We start from the raw sequence: 20698 nt of genomic DNA on the forward strand, positions 1-20698 counted from the left end.
CTACCTCGTATATCGATAATGTAAATTTTCTTGTTTGCGTGGGCCGGTGATGGTCCAACTAAATTCAACTGCGTCGTCTTGCCATTGCACTGTGCCACTATAAAGATCGTCAGCGCAGACGTGGGCGGCGTCACTGATCCATTGCTGGGTTTGTGCATGGTAGCTAAGGACAAACAGTTCAACCGCATTGTTACGACCAAAGCGGCTGTGGAGCAGTTTTATTTGATGTTCATTTAAGCGCTGCCAAATAAACTCATTTTGGGTATCGACGGTATAGCCATTTTGCTGAAGGGTAAATTGGCCTGCTTCTTTAAAATAGAGTGTTTGCTGATCTTCAAGCTCACAAGTTACATCACCATTACCTGCACCCGCCCAACCCATAACGGAATTAGCTCCCGGTTGTGATTGATAGTGATAGTGATTAATTTTTTGCAGCTCTTGCCAAAGATCAAACATCTTGATTACTCATAATTAAAATCAGTTGCTTACGTTCTATCTCAGTCTAAAAGAGATAACTCATAGATTGCGTTTGTTTTTGCTTCCCATAAATCGCTGTCCATAAAAAATCCGATAATCATGACTGAATATCGGATTTAAAGTAGGTCAACTATTAGGTCTAAGCGATACCTTGGATAATGACGAATTTCTCTAGTAATTCGTCTTCCGTTTCGACTCGTAGTGGGTCGGTAATTATACACTTAGTAATAGGGCAAACAGACTGACACGTGGGAGTATCATAATGACCTTTGCACTCAGTACATAGGTCAGGATCTATTTCATAGATTGAGTCGCCCATACTAATTGCGCTATTAGGGCACTCAGGCTCGCACATATCGCAATTAATGCATGTATCTTGTATCAGTAGTGCCATCGATTACTTACCTGATGGGTTACGAGTATCTTGACCTGGGTTTAGGTTACGCATCAATAGAGCGAACTCTAGATCCATATCTTCAGGAACAGGAATAAACACAAAGTGACCGTTACCTTTCGCATCATCGATAGTTTCTGATTTACGGTTTTCCATCACTTCTAGGTTAAATACGACGTTACCTTGTGGAGTCATTAGCTCTAGGCTGTCACCCACCATGAATTTGTTTTTCACTTCAACTTCAACAAGGTCGCCGCGGCGTTTTCCGGTGAATTCACCCACAAATTGCTGAGAATCAGAAACAGAGTAACCGTATTCGTAGTTTTGGTAAGCATCGTGAGTGTGACGACGTAGGAAACCTTCTGTGTAACCACGGTGAGCAAGACTCTCTAGAGTGCCTAGTAGGTTTGGATCAAATGGCTTGCCTTCTACTGCATCATCGATGGCTTTGCGGTAAACCTGAGCGGTACGTGCACAGTAATAGAAAGACTTAGTACGGCCTTCAATTTTCAGTGAATGTACACCCATTTTAGTGAGGCGTTCTACGTGTTGAACAGCACGTAAATCTTTAGAGTTCATGATGTAAGTACCATGCTCATCTTCAAACGCTGCCATTTTTTCTTCTGGGCGATGAGATTCGGATAGTAAGATCACTTCATCCGTTGGTTTACCAAGACCTAGCGTGTTGTCTGGACGCTCTTGGTTTTCGGTAGTTACCGCTTCTTGAATCTCTACGATTTGGCCAGCATCGTCTTCAGTGGCTTTTTCTGCTTTGTATTCCCAGCGACAAGCATTCGTACAAGTGCCTTGGTTAGGATCACGTTTATTCATGTAACCAGACAGTAAGCAGCGACCTGAGTACGCCATGCACAATGCGCCGTGAACAAAGATTTCGAGTTCAGTTTCTGGGCAGTGCTCGCGGATCTCTTCAATTTCTTCCAGTGAAAGCTCACGAGAAAGAATCACACGTTCAACGCCTTGAGTTGACCAGAATTTCACGGTCGCCCAGTTTACGGCGTTGGCTTGTACTGATAGGTGAATAGCAATATCAGGGAAAGCTTCGCGAACCATCATGATGAGACCAGGATCTGACATTATCAATGCGTCAGGGCCCATTTCTACAACCGGTTTAAGATCGCGAATAAAGGTTTTTAGTTTAGAGTTATGAGGTTGAATGTTACAAACCACATACAGTTTCTTGCCTTGGGCGTGAGCTTCGTTGATACCGATTTGCAGGTTTTCGTGGTTGAACTCGTTGTTACGAACACGAAGGCTGTAGCGTGGTTGGCCTGCGTAAACCGCATCTGCACCATAGGCAAAGGCGTAACGCATGTTTTTAAGGCTACCGGCAGGAGAAAGTAATTCTGGTTTGAACATGTTTTTATACTCTATTCTGATTTCAAGTCAGGATCTCGCCACCATGTGCCGAGATATAAGGAGGGCGAATTTTACGGGATTGCCGTAATAATCGCCACTAAAAAAGTATCTATGTCACAAATTGTAGTGCCAAAAGCACTTAATTTTTCTCTAAACCACCTAATTCGGTGTGCAGATTACCCACCAATGCTAATAATTCTCCGCTCATTAAAGAGAAATCCGCATCAAAACGAGCGGCTTTATCTTCGCGTGGAATATCTTCATTTTGGTCTTTTAGCTCTTCACCAAATTTTAAGCGTTTTAAGCTTGCATCATCAGCCAGTACAAATTCGATGCGCTCTTGCCAGTTTAGCGCCAGCTTAGTGACAAATTTATTAGCTTCGATGTGATTTAAAATCTCTTCGCTTTGCAAATCTTGTTGCTTACAACGGATGATGCCACCTTCTTCTAACGGCGATTTGAGTTCGGCTTCATCTAAGATTTCAAAGCCTGTCGGTTGGCTTTCACCTTTGATCCATTCCGTTAAGGTCTGCTCAACTGCTTTTTCTGGAAGTGCAGGAACAACAGGTAAACTACCGATAGTTTTTCTCAGTAGCGCTAATGCATCTTCGGCTTTTTTAGAGCTTGCGGAATCAACAATGATCACGCCATCTTCAATAGAAACAAGCAAATAGGTCAACTGACTACGAGTGAAAGCACGTGGCAGTAAGTCCATTAATACTTCATCTTTAATGGTATCGCGCTCGGTCTTTTTCAGGCGGCGATTTTCTTGTTGCTCAAGTAGATCCACTTTGTTGGCGACAGCGTCATTGATCACTGAGGCAGGCAGCAGCTTCTCTTCTTTTTTCGCACACAGCAAAATACGATTTTGCGCGACATGGCTCAGCAGTTGATCTTGGCCTGGCATTGCGAATGACCAACCAAACTTTTGCTTATCTTGACTACCACAAGGCTTGAATTGAAACTCTTGAAGTTGTTTTTCTAATGTTTCCGTTTCTATCTCTACTTCACGATTGAAGCGGTAGACTAGACAGTTCTTAAACCACATATTGTGTCCCTGAATTGCGATGGGGAAAATCTAATGATAAATGAAGCATTGCAATAGTGCATAGTACAAATTTCATGTTGTTCAATGAATTTATTATGATTTTTTGTTTTCAATCGCCACAAAACTGTCATAATTTAACTGGATAATATGCGGAGTTTACAAACAGTTGAGGTTATGAAACAAGATGTCTAGAAGAATCCTAGTAGTAGAGGATGAGGCTCCGATCCGTGAAATGCTTTGTTTTGTGCTGGAGCAAAAAGGTTATACGACAGTTGAAGCCGAAGACTATGACACCGCTGTCAGTATGCTTAAAGAACCTTTCCCAGATCTTATTCTTTTAGATTGGATGCTGCCTGGCGGTACTGGTATTAATTTCATCAAACATCTCAAACGTGATGAAATGACTCGCAATATACCAGTGGTTATGTTGACCGCTCGTGGTGAAGAAGAAGACAAAGTTAAAGGCCTTGAAGTAGGCGCTGATGATTACATTACTAAGCCGTTTTCACCGAAAGAGTTAATCGCTCGTCTTAAAGCTGTTATCCGTCGTGCATCTCCTACGTCAACGGAAGAAGCGATTGATGTACGTGGCTTACGCTTAGATCCTGTATCACACCGTGTTACCGCTAATGATCAACCCCTAGATATGGGGCCAACCGAATTTAAAATGTTGCACTTTTTCATGACTCACCAAGAGCGTGTGTACAGTCGTGAGCAGCTATTGAATCATGTTTGGGGTACAAACGTTTATGTAGAAGACAGAACAGTTGATGTTCATATTCGTCGCTTACGTAAAGCCCTAGAAGCAAGTGAGCATCATAAATTAGTCCAAACTGTACGTGGTGCAGGTTACCGATTCTCGACTAAAGCCTAACCAGCAGGCTTATCGAACTCTGGAGTTTGCCGTTAGATGGTAGAAAAACTGACATGGAGAAGGCTGGCTTTAGAGCTGGCTTTTTTTTATACCCCTTGGGTATTACTAGGATGGCTCGTAGGTTACATGCCATGGATGCTCTTGATTGCAACTTTGTTGCAGTTAGGATGGCACCTGCATAATCAGATCCGATTCTCACAATGGCTATGGAACGATAAACGTCTTTCGCCACCATCAAGCTCTGGTAATTGGGAGCCGTTGTTCAACGGTATGTACCGATTGCAACAGCGCCAACGTCGCAAGAGAAAAGAACTCACAGGTCTTATCCGCCGTTTTAGAAACGGTGCTGAATCACTGCCGGATGCGGTGGTGGTATTTCGTGATGAAGGCAATATTGTTTGGTGTAACCGATTAGCGCAGCAGTTGCTGGGTTTTCGCTGGCCTGAAGATAGTGAATTGCCAATCACTAACCTATTGCGCACTCCTGATTTTATAAAATATCTCAATAGAAATGACTTCTCCGAGCCGTTAGAAATCCGTTCACCGCTGAATGTGGAACGTATTTTAGAGCTGCGTATTGTGCCGTATACCGATGGTGAACACCTGATGGTAGTCCGTGATGTATCACAGCTTAAAACGCTAGAGGGCATGCGTCGTAACTTCTTTGCTAACGTTTCTCATGAGTTACGTACACCGATGACGGTGCTACAAGGCTACCTAGAAATGACGGCCGATCCCGATATGTTAATAGGACCAATGTGGCCTAAAGCGCATGGCGTGATGACAGAACAGCTTAACCGCATGAACAGCCTTGTTGATCAACTGCTGACTTTATCTAAGATTGAAGCGGCTCCTATGGGGGCAGGCGATGACATTGTTGATGTGCCGAAGATGCTGCAGATCTTAGAAAAAGAAGCGCAAGCATTAAGTGGTAAGAATGAGCATCAATTAACCTTTGATGTGGATACTTCACTGAAAATTACTGGCGATGAAGATCAAATGCGCAGTGCGATTTCTAACTTGGTTTATAACGCCGTGAAGTACACGCCAGCAGGTTCACATATAAATGTCACTTGGGCTGAGACGCCTCTGGGGGCGTCATTACAAGTTTCAGATACTGGTGATGGTATTGAGCCTCAACACCTACACAGACTGACTGAGCGCTTCTACCGCGTTGATAAAGCCCGCTCTAGAGAAACCGGTGGCAGTGGTTTAGGCCTAGCAATCGTTAAACACACTTTGAGTCACCATGATTCACAATTGGAGATCCAAAGTGAGGTCGGTAAAGGGAGTCGATTCTCCTTCGTGCTACCTAAGCGCCTTATCACTAGGGAGTTAATTGAGCAGTGAGAGCGTCACGACTAGTTGTACTTGCCATGCTTATGCTGTCATGGACAGCGCAAGCCGTTCAATTGCCAGACTATCGCCATGTACATGGCGATAGTCTGGCAACTTGTCTTCCGCGGGTTCAGATTCCCTTGCGGGCATAGTAACGGCGTGGGCGGAAGAGTTTTCGGCGTTATACCCAAGCGTAAATGTGCAAGTGCAAGCGTCGGGCAGTTCCACAGCAGTGCCAGCGTTGACCGAAGGCACGGCTCAGTTTGGGCCAATGAGTCGTGAAATGCAGCCAAGTGAAGTGGCTGCATTTGAACGTAACTATGGTTATTCACCGACTGAATTAGTGGTGGCTTTGGATGCGTTAGGCGTTTTTGTTCATCAAGATAACCCGATTCAAGGGCTTAACTTTGTTGAGCTGGATGCGATTTTCTCTGTGACCTATTTTTGCGGTACTAATCGACACATCGAAACGTGGAGTGACCTTGGTATTTTGCAGCCTTGGGGCAAGCTAAAGATTCAAAAATTTGGGCGTAATCCAGTTTCAGGAACGTATGGGGTATTTAAAAGCTCTGTATTGTGTGGTGGTGACTTTAATAGCTCAGTCAATGAATTATTAGGCGGCGCATCTGTAGTACAGGCGGTGGCATCGTCCGTGTCATCGATTGGCTATTCAGGTGTTGCTTCTAAAGCCATGGGCACTCGTTTAGTGCCTATCGCCAAGTATGATGAAAACTATGTACGACCAACATCAGAGAATATTATTTCAGGTAAATACCCTCTGAGTCGCAAGCTGTATGTGTATGTGAATAAGCAACCAAATAAACCGTTGCCGATTAGACAACGTGAATTTATACGATTTATTTATTCTAAGCAGGGACAAAATGCCGTTGCCCGTGAAGGCTACATTCCAATTTCAGCCAGATTTGCCAAGAAAGAGTTAGCTAAAGTCGGTTTAACTCTGGAATAGTGCTTGGATTGCTGTGTTTTTAATCACTTGTCGAGCGTCGATTAGGCTAAGTGCTTGGCTATTATTGCGGTAAGATTCAAAAGGTGTAGCATCTATCGTCGCTCAACTATCAAATGTGAATTTGATATTGGTATCATCAAGATAGCTGATACTTTAGCTACAGTCTCAAGATCAAAGAAGATCACATGAAATGAATAAGGCTACGTCATTGTTAAGAGAGACAAATAGAACTCGTCTACTCAAAGATAAATTGATTGCGGGATTAGTCAGAGCCAGTGGTTTAGGCATGTTGGTTGGTCTGCTCGGTATTCTTATCTATTTTTTCACCGAAACCATTCCAATCTTTAGTACCTCTAGTTACCAGCAAACAGAGTATCAACTGCCGATTGATGGCAGTTCTTTTATCGATACTAAAATCGATAACACGGGTAATAATGGCATTGCGATCAATGACAAAGGTGAGGTGATCTACTTCTCTTTAAAAGATCAGTTTGCGATTCTCAATCAAGCCTTAATCCAAAAAGATCCAGTGGCCATTGCCACTAATACGCCTCGTCCTTGGGTTGCCATGATTGATGCTGGTGGTGATATAGAGGTGGCGATGCCTGAATATATTATCTCGCACTCTAAGATGAGAACCATCTATACGCCTAATTTAAAAGTGAACCAAGAACTGTCGGCTTTAGAGTTTGCTGACTCGGGTTTCAAGACCAAGTATTTAGGCTTTACGGTAATACAAGAAGGGGCGGTAATTGCTAGAGCTAGCGACAGCAAAGTTGAAGTTCTGGATTATGTTATTGGGCCTGAAGAGTCAACGCATCAAATCAAGGAGTTGCCCGCAACCTTTGACCATATCTCAGGTGTGTTCGTAGCAAAAAATGGCTTATATATCGTGGTACTCGATGATGATGCCGTCTCTATCTTCTCCCGCAACATGCGCAGTGAACCTTTCACCTTATTCTCGCAAAATAAAGATAGGCTGAGAAATGGCTTTCATCGTGCATTTAGCTTCTTAAATGGTGACAAAGGGGCAATTGTCTCTAACTCACGTAATGAGCTTGAGTTTTGGTTTGTCACTTTCCAAAATGAGCGCCGCTTAAGATCGGCTCGAAAATACATTAGCAGTGGCGAGGTTGTGTCTGTTATCCCAGAGCATACTACTAAGGGTTTCTGGACGGTTGACAAACAAGGTATGTATAGCCTGTTCTACGCGACTAGACCAACAGCAATTTTAAAGATTGAAGGCCAATCACCGCCGTTATTAAGCTCCTTGTCGCGCGATGATAAACACTTAATCAACATCTATAAAGACAAGATCACTAAATTTGAAATTGAAGCAAGACACCCTGAAATATCACTCAAAGAACTGACCCAAAAGGTGCAGTATGAGGGCTATTCGACACCTGATTATGTTTGGCAAACCTCATCGACCGAAGAGGATGTAGAGCCTAAATTTAGCTTAATTCCATTAGTCTTTGGTACTTTAAAAGCCGCGCTGTATGCGATGTTCTTCTCTATCCCTATTGCGGTGTTAGGCGCGGTTTATACCGCCTACTTTATGTCTACTAGGATGCGCAACACCATCAAGCCTGCGATTGAGTTAATGGAAGCTTTACCGACATTGGTCATCGGTTTTCTTGCCGCTGTTTGGCTGGCGCCCATTATGGAAAGGAACTTACTCGCCTTTATGCTGAGTATTCTAGTCATTCCATTGACGGCATTGGGTTGTGGAGGCGCTTGGGCATTGTTGCCTAATCGAGTGAAGTCGCAAGTTCCTAAAGGGTTACACCTTATGACCTTGTTGCCTGTTATTATTTTGGTGTGGGCAGGCTTATTTTACTTTGCGCCTTACCTAGAAAAAATATTGTTTGAACATGGGCTTATTTACTTCCTTGCAGACAAAGGCTGGGATTATCAGCAGCGCAACACGTTAGTGGTGGGCATTGCGATGGGGTTTGCAGTTATCCCGACTATTTTCACCATCTCAGAAGATGCGATTTATTCGGTGCCGAAACACCTTTCCAACGGTGCCTTGGCATTAGGGGCGACTGAATGGCAAACCCTAACGCGAGTGGTGCTACTCACTGCCAGTCCGGGGATTATCTCTGCCATTATGTTGGGTTTAGGGCGAGCAATGGGCGAAACCATGATAGTGCTAACAGTAACAGGCAACACGCCGATTACTGACTGGAATGTCTTTGAAGGGTTACGCTCATTAACGGCCACCATTGCCACCGAATTGCCGGAATCTAAGGTTGGAAGTTCTCACTATCGCTTACTGTTTTTGTCAGCGTTAATTTTATTTTTGTTTACCTTTATTGTGAACAGTGTTGGCGAAAGTGTTCGCCAGCGACTTCGCGATAAGTATCGATCTTTATAGGCAGGAATAATCGAGTGATTAATTGGTTTAGATCGGGAAAGCCGTGGATTTGGCTAACATCAATGGCCGTAACGATCAGTATTTTATCTATGCTGGCGGTACTGCTGTTTATTGGTTGGAAAGGGATGGGGCATTTTTGGCCACACACTGTGTATGAGTGGAAGAATGAAACGGGCCAATCTTTAATTGGACAGGTGTATCAAAGGCAAGATGTGCCTTGGGAACAACTGTCGATTACTCAACGTCAAGCGATTCCAAGCAAATTACGCCAGCAGTTAGCGGAAGAAACCTTGCCTGAGCTTGAACGCTTAGTCATTAAAGTAGGCAATCGTGATGTGTATGGCCATGGGTTTGTTTCTCAGTTTACTCACGCATGGTCTAAACCTGTTGCTGAGCCAGATTTGTTGGTGATAGAAAGAAAACGCGGTGGGCAGTTTTTTGGGCGAGTTGTTGCCTCTGAAAGTGACGGGAAAACCGAAACGATTCAGTCATCACAAGATCTTAAGCAATTAATGAAACTCACCGAGTCCGAGCATGAAAAGATAGAGGCTCTGTTTGAGAATGCGGTTGAGCCTTTAACAAAAGGCATAAAAAGAAAAGAAATGGTGCTAGGTAGATTGTTGGAAGACGGGTCTAACGATCACCAGCGCATTGCCGAATTAGAAGCTATAGAAGAACAATTACGTGCCAATAGAACACAAGCAGAACTGCATATAGAGCAGATCCGTGAGCATATCGAACAGCGAACGCTACTAGTGAAAGATATGAATAACGATCTGCACCGCATTAGTTTTGGCACCATATTAGATGCTTGGTATCCCAACCAAATGTCGGTAACGGATAAGCTAGGGCATTGGTTTAAACAAGGGATTGATTTTCTGATTTCAGAGCCGAGAGAATCGAACTCTGAAGGTGGGGTTTTCCCTGCCATATTTGGCACTATCTTATTAGTGATTTTAATGTCGGTAGCGGTCATGCCTTTGGGTGTTCTGGCAGGCTTGTATTTACATGAGTATGCACATAAGCATTGGATAACACGTTTAATGCGTATTACGGTGCAAAACTTAGCTGGCGTGCCGTCTATTGTGTATGGGGTATTTGGTTTAGGTTTCTTTGTTTATACCTTAGGTGGCAGCATCGATGATATTTTTTATTCCGATAGCCTACCTGCACCTACCTTTGGTACGCCCGGTTTATTGTGGGCCTCTTTGACCTTAGCTATGTTGACGCTACCTGTAGTGGTAGTGACCATCGAAGATGGCTTATCTCGCATACCAAGATCGGTCAGAGATGGTGCCTTTGCACTTGGCGCGACTAAATCGGAAACCATTTTTAAAGTGGTGTTGCCTATGGCAATGCCAGCGGTATTAACTGCTTTGATTTTAGCGGTAGCGCGAGCGGCCGGTGAAGTTGCGCCATTGATGCTGGTGGGGGTAGTGAAACTGGCTCCAAACTTACCCATTGATGGACAATTTCCGTATATGCACCTAGAGCGTAAGTTCATGCATTTAGGTTTTCATATTTATGATGCGGGTTTCCAGACAACCAATTTAGAAGGGGCAAAGTCGTTGGTGTACGCAACCTCTATGCTACTTGTGACCGTCATTGTCGGATTGAATTTAATCGCAATTCGCATCAGGAACTCTTTACGTAATAGCTACCGAAACTTAGGATTTGATGATCATGTATTCTAGCTCTGCAAACATAAATGTCTTGCGACCTCTTGATGTTGCTAACTTATCTGAAAAAAATACGGCAATAGAGATAGAAAATCTCAACCTCTATTATCGTAAAAAACAGGTATTGCATGATATTTCAATGCGCATACCAAAAGGCAAAGTGACCGCCTTTATAGGGCCGTCGGGTTGTGGTAAATCCACCATTATGCGCTCAATCAATCGTATGAATGATTTGGTTGAGGGGTGTAAGGTTGAAGGTGCTATTCGATTATTGGGGCATGATATTTACGGCGAAGATGTGGATGTTTCTGCGCTGAGACGACGCATTGGTATGGTGTTTCAAAAGCCAAATCCTTTCCCTAAAACAGTATATGAAAACGTTATTTTTGGGCTTAGATTACAAGGCATTCGCAATAGTCGAGTGCTGGATGATTGTTGTGAGCGAGCATTACGTGGCGCAGGATTGTGGGACGAAGTAAAAAATCGTCTGCATGAAAGTGCGGTAAATCTTGCCGCAGGTCAACAGCAGCGTCTGGTGATTGCTAGAGCTATTGCCATTGAACCTGAAGTGCTACTGTTAGATGAACCGACTTCGTCGTTAGACCCGATTTCAACGCTAACCATTGAAGAGTTGATCAACGATTTAAAAACGAAATATACCGTGGTTATCGTGACACATAACATGCAACAGGCGGCAAGGGTCAGTGATTTTACCGCTTTTGTACATATGGGGCGCATTGTCGAATATGCAGATACAGACACTGTATTTACTTCGCCAAAAGAGAAGAAAACTGAAGATTACATCACAGGTCGCATTGGTTAAGGAGTATTGAACTAAATGCACACAGGTCGCCATATATCAGGGCAATATAACGTAGAGCTTGAGGCTATTCGTAGCCATGTTTTAACCATGGGTGGTTTGGTTGAACAGCAATTAGCGTATGCGTTACGTTCTTTGGTTAAACAAGATTATCAATTGGCAAAGAAAGTGGTTGCCGAGGACCATAACGTAAACTCAATGGAAGTGATCATTGATGAAGCCTGTACTCGAATCATTGCCAGACGTCAGCCGACGGCGGGTGATTTAAGGCTGGTTATGAGCATCATCAAAACCATTACCGAGCTTGAACGTATTGGTGATGTAGCTTCTCACCTTGCTCGTACCTCGTTAGAGAACAAAAGCTCTGATCCTCGTTATCAAAACTCTCTAGAGCCTCTGTGTCGCTTAGCGATAGGTATGTTGCATCAGGTGTTAGATGCCTTTGCTCGCCTCGATATTGACGCTGCCGCACACATCTATGATATGGATGATAGGGTCAATGAAGAGTATCAAAATATTATCCGTCAGCTTACGCAAAGCATGATGGATGAGCCGAAAATGATTCCAACCATCTTGCAAGTCATGTGGTCAGCGCGAGCAATTGAACGAGTGGGAGACCGCTGTCAGAATATTTGTGAATACATTATTTACTGCGTTAAAGGCAAAGACGTTCGACACTCAGACAACGAAGAAATTGATAAATACAAAGGCAGTGAATCCGTTTAGCGGATATTGTCTAACGCCTGCTTCATAGCCTGAATGGCATTAAAATCCGTTACTGGGATCTGAAAATCATCGATAGTATTCGCGCCCATTTGCGCTTCATCTTGGATATGGAGCATGTGACTTGGGCGCATACTTTTACCTGATAGGTGTAATTCATTGACGCCGCTTTGCTCAATAATGTACTGGGCATTGCTGGCATTAACGCCTGCTCCCGCCATGATGTTAATGCGCCCTGCCGCTTGTTGATGCATGTTTGCTAGAGTAGCAACGCCTTGTTCTGCTGTGCTTTTTTGCCCTGAAGTTAGCACTCGCTCACATCCTAGCTTGATAATATCTTCCAGTGCCTGTGTGATGTTCTTACACTGGTCGATCGCTCGATGAAAAGTCACACCCATACCGGTCGCCGCATCCATAAGTTTCTGACACGCTTCGTAATTCACCTCAGCTTGCGCCGTTAGAATGCCAATAACTACACCATCTAGCTTGGCACGTTTAGCGGCTTTGATGTCTTCTAGCATGATTGCCACTTCTGCCTCAGAGAATAAAAAGTCTCCCTGACGCGGTCTAATCATGGCATAAATAGGGATGCTAGCGTGTTGCTTGGCTTGTAGCATGAAGCCGTAGCTTGGGGTGAGTCCTCCTAAAGTTAAAGACGAACATAGTTCGAGACGAGTGGCTCCTGCTTTTATTGCAGTGCAGAGTGACTCAATATTGTCGATACAAACTTCAATTTGATACGGCATAAAAACCCCAAATGGTAGAAAAAACAAAGGGCTCTTAGAGCCCTTTATTGTTTTACTTATTCATGCGAAAAAGGAAGGGTTAATGTCCACCCTGCGTTTTTCCAATACAGCTGCTCTTGCTCTAAACCTAATAGAAGTAGGCTGTTTTCAGCAAAGTATTCTGGCGCGGTGTGCGTCAAAATCCATTCGCCATCTTTAATGGTCAATTGCCATAAGTTCGCTTTGGCATCATTTCTAGACACATTGATGACAATGGCTAATCGTAAAATCTTAATCAGGTCGAGAATGTTATTTTTAGCATACAGGCTAAACTCTTGCATCTCGTTCAGCTTTAACGCTTTACGTTGATAACGAGCTAAAGTGGCGATCAGTCGTTGTTGCTCACTATTAAAGCCCGGCATATTAGTGTGCTGTAATAAATAATGAGAGTGACGATGATAACCGCGATAACTTAAGCTAAGACCCACTTCATGCAGCAGTGCCGCCCAGTTGAGCAGTTTTACTAACTCACTGTTTTTCTCTAAATCGGTGTCGCTGATCACTTGTTTAAGGAAGTGCTTAGCATGCGCTCTTACTCGGTTGGCTTGTTCAACATCGATTCGATGTTTTAGTGCCAGATTTTCTGCGGTGCGCATACGAATATCAGAGTGAGTAAACTTTTTCTCCATTTCGTACATTACGCCTTCTCGCAAAGCGCCGGGAGAATAATGCAACTCGTCAATATCTAACGATTCTAATATCGCTTGCAAGATAGCAACGCCGGGAGCAAGAACAGACAATCGCTCTTCTAAAATCCCTTTGATGACAATCTTATCGACTCGTTTAAATTCGCACAGATGAGCTATGAGCTTTTTCAGTCGTTTACAAGTGACGATGCCATCTTCAAAACCAAGTGAAATCAAACATTCGCGGATAGCTTTCACTGTGCCTGATGAGCCGAGTGCGAGCTCCCAGCCACGCTGTTTGTACTGCTTAGCTAAAAACTGCAGCTCACGTTGCGCGGCAAGATTGGCTTTAGTGAAGTTTTTGCTGGTGAGTTTGCCATCGCTAAAATAGCGATGAGCATAGCTAACACACCCCATTTGTTGGCTATTGACTAGTTCAGAGTCAAAACCTTCACCAATAATAAGCTCGGTACTGCCACCGCCGATATCAATCACTAATTTATTCTTTGATACCGGCTGAGTGTGTGCAACGCCAAGATAGATCAAACGCGCTTCTTCTTCCCCTGGAATCAATTCGATAGGGAAGGGCAGCACCTTCTGCGCTCGCTGAATAAACTGGTTGGCGTTTTTGGCAATACGTAAAGTGTGGGTAGCCACAATTCTAACGTTATTGACTTTAAAGCCTTCCAGTCGTTCAGCGAACATGGCTAGGCAATCTAACCCACGTTGCATCGATTCTTCAGATAAGAGGTTGTGCTCATCCAATCCACTGGCAAGTTTAACTCGCTGCTTGTGGCGACTGACAATTTGCAAGTCTTGTCCAACAACCTTGGCAACTACCATATGGAAGCTGTTAGAGCCAAGGTCGATGGCGGCGATATCCTTTTCTTCTAGAGCAGCTTCACTGTTTTGTATTGAGTTAGGCTGTTTCAATTGCTGGCTCACTCAGTTTTCTTACCTGTTTTTCTGTTTGCTTAATGTAATTGTAGGTCGCCACTTGAGATCTAACTTTACGGCGATTACCTCGTGCCACATAAGCATTCGACATTTCTTTATCGATCCATCGAGCTTTAACTGTGTCCGTGAATTGTAGCTCGATAATATCAATAATTCTCTGCTTTAATACTGGATCATTGATTGGGGCAGCAACCTCAATACGGTTCTCGATATTTCGAGTCATCCAGTCAGCAGAAGAGATGTAGACTTTCTGGTCTCCACCATTTTCGGTAATAAGCACTCGTGGGTGTTCAAGGAATCGGTCAATAACACTGATCACCTGAATATTATCACTCACGCCTTCTACGCCAGGGACTAATGAACACATGCCGCGGATAATCATACGCACAGGTACGCCAGCGGTACTTGCTTGGTAGAGTTTGTTGATCAAGCCTTTATCAACCAAGTTGTTCACTTTTAAAGTAATGCCTGATTTGCGACCTTCGTTGGCGTGCTCAATTTCGCCATCGATCAATTCGTATAAACGCTCACGAGAGTTTCTAGGTGAAACAATCAGTTGTTTAAATTTCACTGGGCGATAAGGGTTTTCAATGTAGCCAAACACTTGGCGTACTTCGTCAGTGATTTCTTGCTTAGCCGTGAGTAGTGAGAAATCGGTATAAATACGCGCAGTTTTTTCATGGAAGTTACCTGTACCAATATGCGCGTAGCGTTTGATGATTTCGCCTTCTCTACGGTTAATAAGCAATAACTTAGAGTGAATTTTAAGGCCCGGAGCACCAAAGATAACGTGTACACCTGCGTCAGTTAAACGTTTTGACCATAAGATATTGGCTTTTTCATCAAAGCGAGCTTGCAACTCTACCACTACCGTTACGCTCTTACCGTTGTTGACGGCATCGATAAGCGAGTTCATTAGTCTCGAACCTTTCGCAACACGATAGATATTGATCTTAATGCTAATGACCTTGGGATCAAAAGAGGCTTCACGAACAAGCTCAGAGATATGATCAAAGGTGTGGTACGGATAATGAAGAAGAATATCCTCGGCACGAATCGCATCAAAGCTGTTGCGATAATTCTCAAATACTGCCGCTTTTAGTGGAGGAAGCGGTTTATTTTCTAAGTAATCACGCCCCACATTAGGGAAGCCAATAAAGTCTTTAAAGTTATGGTAACGACCACCGGGAATTAAACTATCGTAGTTAGAGATTTCCAGTTTACGGCATAAAAACTCAAGCATTTCTGCGGGCATGGTTTTTTCATACACAAAACGAACTGGCATAGCCGAAAGACGTTGGCTAAGTCCTTCAGACATTTGTTCTAAGAGACTGTGTTCGACTTCGTAGCTTAAGTCATATTCAGCATCACGAGTCATCTTCATTGAATAACAGTTGATTTCATCGTATTCGAAGAAGTTGCTAAAAATATCATCAAGGCAGTAACGTATAACGTTATCGAGAAAAATAATGGTTTTTCTACGCTTACCTTTTTGCTCAGGAACCATCACAAATCGAGGCAAATGGTCGGTTGGGATTTCTAAAAGTGCATATTGAGAAACATTGTTTTTCACTAGGGAAACACAAAGGTAGGCACACTCATCTTTAAGGAAATCTAATACGTTGATTTCTTCGTGCATCACGATAGGAGTGATATGAGGAAGCACCTCTTTGCGAAAGAACTTCTTGATCCATTGTTGCTGAGTTTGATCAATTTGAGATTCATTTACCAAGAAGATTCGACGGCGTGCCATTTCTAGTAGCAATTCGCCGTAAAGCTCATCAAACTTTTGATTGAGTTTCATAGCTTTACTTTGCATTTTGCTGAGTAGACGTTTGGATTTGTCTTGGCGTTTGTGTTCTTGGTTGATCAAAATCCGGCGTTTTACATCAGAGAAGCGCACTTTGTAGAACTCATCTAGGTTATTAGAGAATATACCTAGGAAGCGGATTCTTTCGATCAATGGTACTGATTTGTCCGCGGCTTCTTGCAGCACGCGCTCATTGAAAGAAAGCCAGCTAAGTTCTTTTTCTACATATATTTTTTCTGTGCTCATCGCTATTCCGTTTTTCTAAATTACAATGCGGGGAAATGTCAAACATTGGATAGCGAAAATATTATTACCGTTGGATTTCATTTGTGTGACAATTACCACATAAGCTGTAAATAAATATGTCTTGCGGTGAAAAAGGAAGCAGGTTGAGTGGAAAGTAAACAAAAAAAGCCAGTCAATGCAAAGCATTGACTGGCTTAGAATTTTTTATTGCTGTGGTAAGACTTAAATTATTTACCTAGGTCTTCAGCGTGTTCAGATAGGAATGCTGCAACGCCTGTTGGAGATGCGTCCATACCTGCTTTACCTTCTTCCCACTGTGCTGGACAAACTTCACCGTTCTTTTGGTGGAAGTTTAGAGCGTCAACCATACGTAGCATTTCATCGATGTTACGGCCTAGTGGAAGGTCGTTAACTACTTGGTGGCGAACTAGGCCATCTTCGTCGATTAGGAAAGAACCACGGAAAGCAACACCAGCTTCTGGATGCTCAACGTCGTATGCTTTGCAGATTTCATGTTTGATATCAGCAACAAGAGGGTATTTAACTTGACCAATACCGCCATCATCGATAGCAGTGTTACGCCATGCGTTGTGAGAGAACTGAGAATCGATAGATACGCCGATTACTTCAACGCCTTTATCTTGGAAGTCTTGGAAACGGTTGTCGAACGCGATCAACTCTGAAGGACATACGAAAGTGAAGTCTAGTGGGTAGAAGAAAACTACCGCTTTCTTACCTTTAGTGAATTCTGCGAAGTTAAAGTTATCGACGATTTCACCGTTGCCTAGTACAGCTGATGCTGTGAAATCTGGTGCTTGACGGCCTACTAATACCATTTTGAGCTCCTAAATATGTAATTGTGCCTGAGTTTCAGGTCGGTTCCATGTTTTACAAGACAAACTATAATACAGAATATACTATTGAAAAAAGCGAATTAAATAGATTGAGTTAATCGAAAAAAGCGATGTATAAAAATTGTTAACTCGCGCACAAACTCATGCATCTATATAGGTAATTTAAAATTTTTCATGAATAAATGGCCCAGCTTAAAACAGCTTCATTATTTGATCACTTTACATGAAACACGCCACTTTGGCGAAGCAGCCCAGCAATGTTTTGTCAGCCAATCCACGTTAAGTAAAGGTATTCAAAATCTTGAAAAACACTTTGGCTGTACCTTATATGAGAAGCAAGATAAAAAAAGCGCGCTAGTGTTTACCCATGTGGGGGACATGGTGGTCAAGCAAGGTCGTGAACTGCTGACCAAAAGCCAAGATCTTACCGCTCTTGGGCAACTGGCTTGTGGCGGCGCAATGAAAGGGCAGTTACGGCTAGGTGCGATCCCTACTATTGCTCCTTTCTTATTGGGAGGCTTAGTACGGGAAGTAAATGAGAGCTTTCCTGATCTCACCTTGCTACTGCGCGAAGATACCACAGCTAATTTATTAACAGCCTTACAAAATGGTCAGCTAGATGTGCTGGTGTTAGCGCTTCCTGTGGATATTGGTAACTTAGCCAGCAAAGTGGTTGGCAGAGATCAATTTAAAATGGTGATCAGTGAGTCGCAAGTAAACAGTATTAAGATACCGCTACATTATGACGATCTTCCTGACGAGTCCGTGTTTCTATTAGAGAGAGAGCATTGCTTAACCGATCATGCGGTATCGGCGTGTAACTTGACTGAGAAAAGTAAGATTAATCCTTTTACCGCCACCAGTTTACACACTTTAGTGCAGATGGTGGCAAATGGACTCGGTACTACCTTTATTCCACAAATGGCGATAGATCACGGCTTACTTGCCAAACACTCTTTAATAGTGATTGATCCTCCTGGACGACAAGCTTATCGCGATATTGGCTTAGTTTGGCGACCAAGCAATACCCGCACTGAAACCTTTATGCAATTGGCTCAAGTGATAAAAAAACTCTTAGACAAGTAATTATTCGCGCCATATCTAATGCTGATATCTCGGCTATTTTTCAGAAAGATCCACTATTTATTTGATCCTATAAAGTGTGTGGTCTTTACTGAAAAAGAGCAGTGGGGGTTTATCATGCAAAAACATCAGTTCGACCAATGGATTCATGCTGATATCGAGCGGCATATGGAAGTGCCAAAAGTGTTCGTTATTGGCTGTGCTGATCTGTCAACTTATCAACTGGCGGTTGAATTTAAACATAAACTTGAACTGATTCGTGAAGACGATAAGCCAATGTCTTTCGCCTCGTTAGAAGTGGTTAAAGAAGAGTTGATCAAGTTGGGATTAGACAGTGCTTATTTACGTTTACACAACGCGTATGACGAGTGCGGTACTTTAGAGGGACAGCCTTACTATGATATTGAATTATCGCTAAAGAGTTACTGAACCTTGTTCTTTATTCACCGACGTTATTGAGTTCTAGCAATATAGAGTGGGTAAAGTTACTGCGAAGATAAAACCCTCTTGGCAATGTTTTTATATGTTTACCACTTGCTCCATAGGCATCCGTTAACGCGTGGCTATTCGCTGCCTTAGGGCGGATTTGCATCACTTGCCCATGTTTAGCACTTATCTCATTGATGCGGCCCGTTGCGATCATTTCCATTAGCTCTTCCCAATCTTCACGCAATAGATCTTCTTGAACTGGCGTTGGTGTCCACAGTTTTGGAAAACCTACGTGGCGCTCACCGAGCGGCAGTTCTCTTTCTCCTTCCACTGGCACCCACAATACCTTGCTCAGCTTTTGTCGAATATGGCTTTGTTGCCAAGTGAGGCCATGGATCCCGGTTAATGGCGCCACGCAGACAAAGGTACTTTCTAAAGGTTTACCTGTATAGCTAAGAGGGATGGTTTTTAGCTCAATGCCAAGATGGGCAAAATCTTGTTCAGGACGACTGCCGGCTTCAGCGCCAAGATGCCTTTCAATTAACTGTCCGACCCAACCTTTATCACGACGAAGATCCTTTGGTACTGCAATACCTGCTTCTTCTGCTAGTTCTGAAAATGAGTATCCAGCCAGTGATTGTGCTCGATTGAGTAACTCTTGCTCGCTTTTAGGAGGTGCTATCTGCACGGGGATCTCCAACTGATGAAAGATCTTAAATGACGAAAGATCATTTGAGGATATTGGAATGCGCAATTATAAACCAAATAGGGGCTTATTTAAAGGTTATCCACAGGCTGTGAAATAATATCTGTAATAAGGTATTATCATGTATAAATAAACAGGCTTTTAGGTCACGTTTTTTGCTTGTTTTAGCCTGCCAATTATGCCTGAATGCGTTGGGTGTGTGGATAAATGCATTTGTGGTTAATATTCACTCGATCTTCAAGGATCAAATAATGAACAATTTTTATAAACGTATTTATCGGTGAAAAAGCATTCTTAATTGTTGTTTTTAAAGGGAATAATTAAAGTGTGACCTATGTCGTTATCTTATCTTTAAGATCGAAAAATAATCCAAATAGCGATTGTTTCAGTTTTTCTCACAAAGTTACTCACAGATATAGTGAATAAACTCACTTAATTTCAATGGGGCTGTTGATAAACCCAGTTTTGATTGTATTTTATCCAAAGTGACGCCTCTGGCTTCATAGTTTCGCAACTTTTACTCAGGTTGCATTTGCTCAACTGGGGGATCTGTGGAAAAATCGACTCATATAAAATTTATCAGTAGAGGTTAGCCAGTGATCGATGGCGATGGTTACCGCTTAAATGTGGGAATCGTAATATGTAACAACCACGGTCAAGTGCTCTGGGCTAAACGATACGGACAACATTCATGGCAATTTCCACAAGGTGGAATAGACGACGGTGAAACCCCTGAACAGGCGATGTACCGAGAATTGTATGAAGAGGTCGGGTTAACCAAAGAAGATGTAAAAATTGTCACTACGAGTCGTCACTGGTTGCGTTATCGCTTGCCAAAACGATTAGTGCGTTGGGATTCCAAACCTGTCTGTATCGGACAAAAACAAAAATGGTTTTTATTGCAGTTAACATGCGATGAGTCGCAAATTAATATGCAAAGAGGACCTACTCCAGAATTTGATGGATGGCGCTGGGTAAGCTTTTGGTATCCAGTGAGACAAGTAGTCTCCTTTAAAAGAGATGTCTACCGTAGAGCAATGAAGGAATTTGCTTCATTTGCGATGCCGTTCAAAGATCGAAAGCAGAACCGAAAACGCAAAAACCGAAAAGGGTAGTAGGGCACTA

General features: G+C 43.0%; 18 protein-coding genes and 1 pseudogene. 10 read left to right on the forward strand and 9 right to left on the reverse strand.

Annotation, left to right across the window (positions count from 1 at the left end; genetic code table 11):
* The 4 genes from QV280_RS02385 to rdgC form a co-directional block, all read right to left on the reverse strand.
* Entirely contained in the window at nt 1–456 is a 456-nt protein-coding gene (locus QV280_RS02385; RefSeq protein WP_152822461.1) for a DUF6314 family protein, read from the reverse strand.
* 160 nt (nt 457–616) lie between these two features.
* On the reverse strand, nt 617–871 hold the full coding sequence (locus QV280_RS02390) for a YfhL family 4Fe-4S dicluster ferredoxin (RefSeq protein ID WP_023404775.1): 255 nt from the start codon (nt 869–871) through the stop codon (nt 617–619).
* A 3-nt stretch (nt 872–874) separates the two neighbouring features.
* Nucleotides 875–2248 (reverse strand): prephenate-dependent tRNA uridine(34) hydroxylase TrhP, encoded by a 1374-nt coding sequence (gene trhP, locus QV280_RS02395; protein ID WP_152822464.1) that lies wholly within the window; start codon nt 2246–2248, stop codon nt 875–877.
* Between the two features lie 139 nt (nt 2249–2387).
* Nucleotides 2388–3296: a recombination-associated protein RdgC gene (rdgC, locus tag QV280_RS02400; protein ID WP_152822467.1), complete on the reverse strand. Its 909-nt coding sequence runs from the start codon at nt 3294–3296 to the stop codon at nt 2388–2390.
* A 184-nt stretch (nt 3297–3480) separates the two neighbouring features.
* Here rdgC and phoB point away from each other — a divergent pair, with 184 nt between their 5' ends.
* The 7 genes and pseudogenes from phoB (at nt 3481) to phoU (ending at nt 12080) form a co-directional block, all read left to right on the forward strand.
* On the forward strand, nt 3481–4170 hold the full coding sequence (gene phoB, locus QV280_RS02405) for a phosphate regulon transcriptional regulator PhoB (protein WP_152822470.1): 690 nt from the start codon (nt 3481–3483) through the stop codon (nt 4168–4170).
* A 36-nt stretch (nt 4171–4206) separates the two neighbouring features.
* Nucleotides 4207–5520, forward strand: coding sequence for a phosphate regulon sensor histidine kinase PhoR (gene phoR / locus QV280_RS02410; protein ID WP_152822473.1), 1314 nt, complete (start codon nt 4207–4209; stop codon nt 5518–5520).
* A gap of 26 nt (nt 5521–5546) precedes the next feature.
* Nucleotides 5547–6475 (forward strand): annotated as a pseudogene (locus QV280_RS02415) (PstS family phosphate ABC transporter substrate-binding protein).
* A 190-nt stretch (nt 6476–6665) separates the two neighbouring features.
* Entirely contained in the window at nt 6666–8855 is a 2190-nt protein-coding gene (locus tag QV280_RS02420) for an ABC transporter permease subunit (protein ID WP_152822476.1), read from the forward strand.
* Nucleotides 8852–10549 (forward strand): phosphate ABC transporter permease PstA, encoded by a 1698-nt coding sequence (gene pstA / locus QV280_RS02425; RefSeq protein WP_447026271.1) that lies wholly within the window; start codon nt 8852–8854, stop codon nt 10547–10549. Before QV280_RS02420 ends, pstA begins: the two co-directional genes overlap by 4 nt.
* On the forward strand, nt 10539–11357 hold the full coding sequence (gene pstB / locus QV280_RS02430; protein WP_152822479.1) for a phosphate ABC transporter ATP-binding protein PstB: 819 nt from the start codon (nt 10539–10541) through the stop codon (nt 11355–11357). Before pstA ends, pstB begins: the two co-directional genes overlap by 11 nt.
* 15 nt (nt 11358–11372) lie before the next feature.
* Nucleotides 11373–12080 carry a phosphate signaling complex protein PhoU gene (gene phoU / locus QV280_RS02435; protein ID WP_152822481.1) on the forward strand — a complete coding sequence of 236 codons (708 nt, stop codon included), beginning with the start codon at nt 11373–11375 and terminating at the stop codon, nt 12078–12080.
* Here the strand turns inward: phoU and QV280_RS02440 are convergent.
* From QV280_RS02440 to QV280_RS02455, 4 genes are all read right to left on the reverse strand, one after another.
* Entirely contained in the window at nt 12077–12823 is a 747-nt protein-coding gene (locus QV280_RS02440; RefSeq protein ID WP_152822485.1) for a copper homeostasis protein CutC, read from the reverse strand. The two genes, phoU and QV280_RS02440, sit on opposite strands and share 4 nt — an antisense overlap.
* A gap of 56 nt (nt 12824–12879) precedes the next feature.
* A complete protein-coding gene (gene ppx / locus QV280_RS02445) occupies nt 12880–14433 on the reverse strand; it encodes an exopolyphosphatase (RefSeq protein WP_261823634.1) in 1554 nt (517 codons plus the stop codon).
* Nucleotides 14408–16501, reverse strand: a complete 2094-nt coding sequence (gene ppk1, locus QV280_RS02450) for a polyphosphate kinase 1 (protein WP_152822488.1) — start codon at nt 16499–16501, stop codon at nt 14408–14410. Before ppk1 ends, ppx begins: the two co-directional genes overlap by 26 nt.
* 227 nt (nt 16502–16728) lie before the next feature.
* Nucleotides 16729–17337, reverse strand: coding sequence for a peroxiredoxin C (locus tag QV280_RS02455; protein ID WP_023404762.1), 609 nt, complete (start codon nt 17335–17337; stop codon nt 16729–16731).
* A 192-nt stretch (nt 17338–17529) separates the two neighbouring features.
* Between QV280_RS02455 and QV280_RS02460 the strand changes: the two genes are divergently transcribed.
* Nucleotides 17530–18441 (forward strand): hydrogen peroxide-inducible genes activator, encoded by a 912-nt coding sequence (locus QV280_RS02460; RefSeq protein ID WP_152822492.1) that lies wholly within the window; start codon nt 17530–17532, stop codon nt 18439–18441.
* A gap of 114 nt (nt 18442–18555) precedes the next feature.
* Complete coding sequence (locus QV280_RS02465) at nt 18556–18867, forward strand: DUF6482 family protein (RefSeq protein ID WP_152822494.1); 312 nt, start codon at nt 18556–18558, stop codon at nt 18865–18867.
* A 10-nt stretch (nt 18868–18877) separates the two neighbouring features.
* On the opposite strand, the gene mutH is transcribed toward QV280_RS02465, so the two are convergent.
* Nucleotides 18878–19555 carry a DNA mismatch repair endonuclease MutH gene (gene mutH, locus QV280_RS02470; RefSeq protein WP_447026260.1) on the reverse strand — a complete coding sequence of 226 codons (678 nt, stop codon included), beginning with the start codon at nt 19553–19555 and terminating at the stop codon, nt 18878–18880.
* A gap of 614 nt (nt 19556–20169) precedes the next feature.
* Here mutH and rppH point away from each other — a divergent pair.
* On the forward strand, nt 20170–20688 hold the full coding sequence (gene rppH / locus QV280_RS02475; RefSeq protein WP_023404758.1) for an RNA pyrophosphohydrolase: 519 nt from the start codon (nt 20170–20172) through the stop codon (nt 20686–20688).
* The last annotated feature ends 10 nt before the right edge of the window (nt 20689–20698 follow it).

It is taken from the genome of Vibrio sp. B1Z05 (genome assembly GCF_052955985.1).

Excerpts from the sequence above, each read along its gene's own strand:
- trhP (WP_152822464.1), bottom strand. The coding sequence starts at position 2,248 with ATGTTCAAACCAGAATTACTTTCTCCTGCCGGTAGCCTTAAAAACATG.
- QV280_RS02440 (WP_152822485.1), bottom strand. The coding sequence starts at position 12,823 with ATGCCGTATCAAATTGAAGTTTGTATCGACAATATTGAGTCACTCTGC.
- pstB (WP_152822479.1), top strand. The coding sequence starts at position 10,539 with ATGTATTCTAGCTCTGCAAACATAAATGTCTTGCGACCTCTTGATGTT.
- phoR (WP_152822473.1), top strand. The coding sequence starts at position 4,207 with ATGGTAGAAAAACTGACATGGAGAAGGCTGGCTTTAGAGCTGGCTTTT.
- QV280_RS02390 (WP_023404775.1), bottom strand. The coding sequence starts at position 871 with ATGGCACTACTGATACAAGATACATGCATTAATTGCGATATGTGCGAG.
- phoU (WP_152822481.1), top strand. The coding sequence starts at position 11,373 with ATGCACACAGGTCGCCATATATCAGGGCAATATAACGTAGAGCTTGAG.
- QV280_RS02465 (WP_152822494.1), top strand. The coding sequence starts at position 18,556 with ATGCAAAAACATCAGTTCGACCAATGGATTCATGCTGATATCGAGCGG.
- ppk1 (WP_152822488.1), bottom strand. The coding sequence starts at position 16,501 with ATGAGCACAGAAAAAATATATGTAGAAAAAGAACTTAGCTGGCTTTCT.
- QV280_RS02455 (WP_023404762.1), bottom strand. The coding sequence starts at position 17,337 with ATGGTATTAGTAGGCCGTCAAGCACCAGATTTCACAGCATCAGCTGTA.
- QV280_RS02460 (WP_152822492.1), top strand. The coding sequence starts at position 17,530 with ATGAATAAATGGCCCAGCTTAAAACAGCTTCATTATTTGATCACTTTA.
- QV280_RS02385 (WP_152822461.1), bottom strand. The coding sequence starts at position 456 with ATGTTTGATCTTTGGCAAGAGCTGCAAAAAATTAATCACTATCACTAT.
- QV280_RS02420 (WP_152822476.1), top strand. The coding sequence starts at position 6,666 with ATGAATAAGGCTACGTCATTGTTAAGAGAGACAAATAGAACTCGTCTA.
- rdgC (WP_152822467.1), bottom strand. The coding sequence starts at position 3,296 with ATGTGGTTTAAGAACTGTCTAGTCTACCGCTTCAATCGTGAAGTAGAG.
- phoB (WP_152822470.1), top strand. The coding sequence starts at position 3,481 with ATGTCTAGAAGAATCCTAGTAGTAGAGGATGAGGCTCCGATCCGTGAA.